The organism is Microcoleus sp. S28C3 (genome assembly GCF_036700785.1).
Lineage (GTDB): Bacteria > Cyanobacteriota > Cyanobacteriia > Cyanobacteriales > Microcoleaceae > Microcoleus > Microcoleus asticus.
In genome coordinates this window covers 1-5,493 of sequence record NZ_JAUBPO010000198.1, presented here as the reverse complement: position 1 = coordinate 5,493, position 5,493 = coordinate 1, and the positions used below count along the sequence as shown (strand labels likewise).

Annotated in this window: 2 tRNA genes and 3 rRNA genes; all 5 read left to right on the top strand. The window is 55.1% G+C overall.

The features are described from left to right. Positions 1-334: 334 nt before the first annotated feature. Positions 335-1,873, top strand: a 16S ribosomal RNA gene (locus tag QUA13_RS31135). Positions 1,874-1,967: 94 nt separating this feature from the next. Further along, positions 1,968-2,043: transfer RNA gene (locus QUA13_RS31130), tRNA-Ala, on the top strand. A gap of 20 nt (positions 2,044-2,063) precedes the next feature. Next, positions 2,064-2,140: transfer RNA gene (locus QUA13_RS31125), tRNA-Ile, on the top strand. Between the two features lie 192 nt (positions 2,141-2,332). Further along, positions 2,333-5,183, top strand: a 23S ribosomal RNA gene (locus tag QUA13_RS31120). 122 nt (positions 5,184-5,305) lie between these two features. Continuing rightward, positions 5,306-5,418 (top strand): 5S ribosomal RNA (gene rrf, locus QUA13_RS31115). Together the 16S, 23S and 5S rRNA genes with 2 tRNA genes alongside form the textbook arrangement of a ribosomal RNA operon. Positions 5,419-5,493 lie beyond the last annotated feature (75 nt).

The following is a 5,493-nucleotide window of genomic DNA, read 5'->3' as shown; positions in this document are numbered from 1 at the left end:
GGTTGCCTATAGTTCGCGCCCCTTCGCTGGGTGGTTCGGAAACGAGCGGCGCGGCGGAGGGGGGTGGAGAAGAAAGTTGTCGCTTTGCGGTGTTGACGAACTTCGAAACTGCTGTATAGTGTGCGGCTCCCTCGGGCGAAACGCCCGGCAGCGCGAAAGGCGCTAAGAAGGGAACGGATCTTTGAAAGTACGCGCAGGTGTTTTGTGCGGGTGCCTGCAGGGTGGTGAGATCATCATCAATCTTGCAGACGCTCGATCATGAGCACTGTCAATTGTTTTTGTAGCATGCGACGCAAAGCTCAGGAATCGACCGATCTGCTAAAGCAATACGCTTTAACTGAAGAGTTTGATCCTGGCTCAGAGTGAACGCTGGCGGCAGGCCTAACACATGCAAGTCGAGCGGCAGCGCGGGGGCAACCCTGGCGGCGAGCGGCGGACGGGTGAGGAATTCGTCGGAATCTGCCTTTTTGTGGGGGATAACGTAGGGAAACTTACGCTAATACCGCATACGACCTACGGGTGAAAGTGGGGGACCGCAAGGCCTCACGCAGAAAGATGAGCCGACGACCGATTAGCTAGTTGGTAGGGTAAAGGCCTACCAAGGCGACGATCGGTAGCTGGTCTGAGAGGATGATCAGCCACACTGGGACTGAGACACGGCCCAGACTCCTACGGGAGGCAGCAGTGGGGAATATTGGACAATGGGCGCAAGCCTGATCCAGCCATGCCGCGTGTGTGAAGAAGGCCTTCGGGTTGTAAAGCACTTTTGTCCGGAAAGAAATCTTCCAACTTAATACGTTGGGAGGATGACGGTACCGGAAGAATAAGCACCGGCTAACTTCGTGCCAGCAGCCGCGGTAATACGAAGGGTGCAAGCGTTACTCGGAATTACTGGGCGTAAAGCGTGCGTAGGCGGTTTGTTAAGTCTGACGTGAAATCCCCGGGCTCAACCTGGGACGTGCGTTGGAAACTGGCGATCTAGAGTACGGTAGAGGGTGGTGGAATTCCCGGTGTAGCAGTGAAATGCGTAGAGATCGGGAGGAACACTCGTGGCGAAGGCGGCCACCTGGACCAGTACTGACGCTGAGGCACGAAAGCGTGGGGAGCAAACAGGATTAGATACCCTGGTAGTCCACGCCCTAAACGATGCGAACTGGATGTTGGGCTCACTTCGGAGCTCAGTATCGAAGCTAACGCGTTAAGTTCGCCGCCTGGGGAGTACGGTCGCAAGACTGAAACTCAAAGGAATTGACGGGGGCCCGCACAAGCGGTGGAGTATGTGGTTTAATTCGATGCAACGCGCAGAACCTTACCTGGCCTTGACATCCACGGAATCCTTCAGAGATGAGGGAGTGCCTTCGGGAACCGTGAGACAGGTGCTGCATGGCTGTCGTCAGCTCGTGTCGTGAGATGTTGGGTTAAGTCCCGCAACGAGCGCAACCCTTGTCCTTAGTTGCCAGCACGTAATGGTGGGAACTCTAAGGAGACCGCCGGCGACAAGCCGGAGGAAGGTGGGGATGACGTCAAGTCATCATGGCCCTTACGGCCAGGGCTACACACGTACTACAATGGTGGGGACAGAGGGCTGCAAGCCGGCGACGGTGAGCCAATCCCAGAAACCCCATCTCAGTCCGGATTGGAGTCTGCAACTCGACTCCATGAAGTCGGAATCGCTAGTAATCGCAGATCAGCATTGCTGCGGTGAATACGTTCCCGGGCCTTGTACACACCGCCCGTCACACCATGGGAGTTTGTTGCACCAGAAGCAGGTAGCTTAACCGCAAGGGGGGCGCTTGCCACGGTGTGGCCGATGACTGGGGTGAAGTCGTAACAAGGTAGCCGTATCGGAAGGTGCGGCTGGATCACCTCCTTTAGAGTATGACTGACTGTCCTGTCAGGCATCCGCACAAGGCACCTGCATTCAGAGCATCGCGCAAAGGCGCGGTATCGGTGACCCAAGCTTGCTTGGGGCCATAGCTCAGCTGGGAGAGCACCTGCTTTGCAAGCAGGGGGTCGTCGGTTCGATCCCGACTGGCTCCACCAACCCGACTCCCCGAGATTTTGGGTCTGTAGCTCAGGTGGTTAGAGCGCACCCCTGATAAGGGTGAGGTCGGTGGTTCGAGTCCTCCCAGACCCACCAAAACTCTGAATGACAGCGCGTACGAAAAGATAAAGCGAGGCCGACGTTGAGGTCGGTTTTCGGTTCTTTGATAACTTGTGACGTAACAGCGTTTGAGAGCCAGTGGGGTGAGAGCCCTGGTGGCCATCTTGAAACATGTGTCGTTGTAACAAGGCAAACTTGCACCAGCCTCGAGGCGACTTGAGGTTATATGGTCAAGCGAATAAGCGCATACGGTGGATGCCTTGGCAGTCAGAGGCGATGAAGGACGTGACAGCCTGCGAAAAGCGTGGGGGAGCCGGCAATAGGCTTTGATCCCGCGATGTCCGAATGGGGAAACCCACCCGCAAGGGTATCCTGCAGTGAATCCATAGCTGCTGGAAGCTAACCCGGGGAACTGAAATATCTAAGTACCCGGAGGAAAAGAAATCAACCGAGATTCCCTGAGTAGTGACGAGCGAACGGGGAACAGCCCAAAAGTCATCATGGTTCTAGAAAAACAGTCTGGAAAGGCTGGCCATAGACGGTGATAGCCCAGTATTTGAAAGGGCCACGATGATGAAATTGAGTAGGGCGGGGCACGTGAAACCCTGTCTGAACATGGGGGGACCATCCTCCAAGGCTAAATACTCCTGACTGACCGATAGTGAACCAGTACCGTGAGGGAAAGGCGAAAAGAACCCCGGAGAGGGGAGTGAAATAGAACCTGAAACCGTATGCGTACAAGCAGTAGGAGCCCGCAAGGGTGACTGCGTACCTTTTGTATAATGGGTCAGCGACTTACTTTTTGTGGCGAGCTTAACCGTATAGGGTAGGCGAAGGGAAACCGAGTCTGAATAGGGCGCATAGTCGCAGGAAGTAGACCCGAAACCGGGTGATCTAGCCATGCCCAGGGTGAAGGTGCGGTAACACGCACTGGAGGCCCGAACCCACTCCTGTTGCAAAAGTAGGGGATGAGGTGTGGCTAGGAGTGAAAAGCTAATCGAACCCGGAGATAGCTGGTTCTCCTCGAAAGCTATTTAGGTAGCGCCTCGCACGAATCTTCCTGGGGGTAGAGCACTGTTATGGCTAGGGGGTCATCGTGACTTACCAAACCATGGCAAACTCCGAATACCAGGACAGACTATGCGGGAGACACACGGCGGGTGCTAACGTCCGTCGTGAAAAGGGAAACAACCCAGACCCACAGCTAAGGTCCCCAAATTATCGCTAAGTGGAAAACGATGTGGAAAGGCATAGACAGCCAGGAGGTTGGCTTAGAAGCAGCCATCCTTTAAAGAAAGCGTAATAGCTCACTGGTCGAGTCGGTCTGCGCGGAAGATTTAACGGGGCTAAGCGATATACCGAAGCTTGGGGTGCACACTTTGTGTGCGCGGTAGAGGAGCGTTCCGTACGCCTGCGAAGGTGGCTTGAGAAGGCTGCTGGAGGTATCGGAAGTGCGAATGCTGACATGAGTAACGATAATGCGGGTGAAAAGCCCGCACGCCGAAAGCCCAAGGTTTCCTAGCGCAACGTTCATCGGCGCAGGGTGAGTCGGCCCCTAAGGCGAGACCGAAAGGTGTAGTCGATGGGAAGCTGGTTAATATTCCAGCACCTCGCGTGAGTGCGATGGGGGGACGGAGAAGGGTAAGTGTACCGGGCGTTGGTTGTCCCGGGGAAAGTACAAAGGCTTGGGTGGTAGGCAAATCCGCCGCCCTTTAAGGCCGAAGTACGAGACGAGTCCTATCGGACGAAGTCACTGATCCCACGCTTCCAGGAAAAGCCTCTAAGCTTCAGCTCACGCAAGACCGTACCGTAAACCGACACAGGTGGGTAGGATGAGAATTCTCAGGCGCTTGAGAGAACTTGGGTGAAGGAACTAGGCAAAATAGTACCGTAACTTCGGGAGAAGGTACGCCTCCAGCAATGGAGGCCGCAGTGACCAGGCCGCTGCGACTGTTTATCAAAAACACAGCACTCTGCAAACACGAAAGTGGACGTATAGGGTGTGACGCCTGCCCGGTGCTGGAAGGTTAAGTGATGGGGTCAGCGCAAGCGAAGCTCTTGATCGAAGCCCCAGTAAACGGCGGCCGTAACTATAACGGTCCTAAGGTAGCGAAATTCCTTGTCGGGTAAGTTCCGACCTGCACGAATGGCGTAACGACAGCGGCGCTGTCTCCACCCAAGGCTCAGTGAAATTGAAATCGCTGTGAAGATGCAGCGTTCCCGCGGCAAGACGGAAAGACCCCGTGAACCTTTACTATAGCTTTACATTGAACGTTGAGTTCGTCTGTGTAGGATAGGTGGGAGGCTATGAAACCGAGGCGCCAGCTTCGGTGGAGCCATCCTTGAAATACCACCCTGATGTGCTTGACGTTCTAACCTAGGTCCGTAATCCGGATCGGGGACCATGTATGGTGGGTAGTTTGACTGGGGCGGTCTCCTCCCAAAGAGTAACGGAGGAGCACGAAGGTACGCTCAGCGCGGTCGGACATCGCGCAATGTGTGCAAAGGCAGAAGCGTGCTTGACTGCAAGATCGACGGATCAAGCAGGTACGAAAGTAGGTCTTAGTGATCCGGTGGTTCTGTATGGAAGGGCCATCGCTCAACGGATAAAAGGTACTCCGGGGATAACAGGCTGATACCGCCCAAGAGTTCATATCGACGGCGGTGTTTGGCACCTCGATGTCGGCTCATCACATCCTGGGGCTGTAGTCGGTCCCAAGGGTATGGCTGTTCGCCATTTAAAGTGGTACGCGAGCTGGGTTCAGAACGTCGTGAGACAGTTCGGTCCCTATCTGTCGTGGGCGTTGGAGATTTGAGAGGGGCTGTTCCTAGTACGAGAGGACCGGAATGGACGAACCTCTGGTGTACCGGTTGTCACGCCAGTGGCACTGCCGGGTAGCTACGTTCGGAAACGATAACCGCTGAAAGCATCTAAGCGGGAAGCGCGCCTCAAGATGAGATCTCCCGGGACACAAGTCCCCTAAAGGAACGATGAAGACTACGTCGTTGATAGGTCGGGTGTGTAAGTGCAGTAATGCATTGAGCTTACCGATACTAATGATCCGTGTGGCTTGATCATATAACCTCAAGTTGCCTTGCCCTTCGGCACAGAAGCCAAGACAAACCAAACTGTTACGTCACAAGACCCTATGAGAGCGTGAGCGCTTGAGCCTTCCGGCAATAGCGACCCTCCACCCTCTCCCTGGTGAACATAGCTGCGTGGAACCACCCGATCCCATCCCGAACTCGGAAGTGAAACGCGCACGCGCCGATGGTAGTGTGCATCCGCATGCGAGAGTAGGTCATCGCCAGGGCCTTACCCAAAACCCCGACCCAAAAGGTCGGGGTTTTTCTTTGCAACTCAAAAACCAATAACAGCAAAGCGCAGG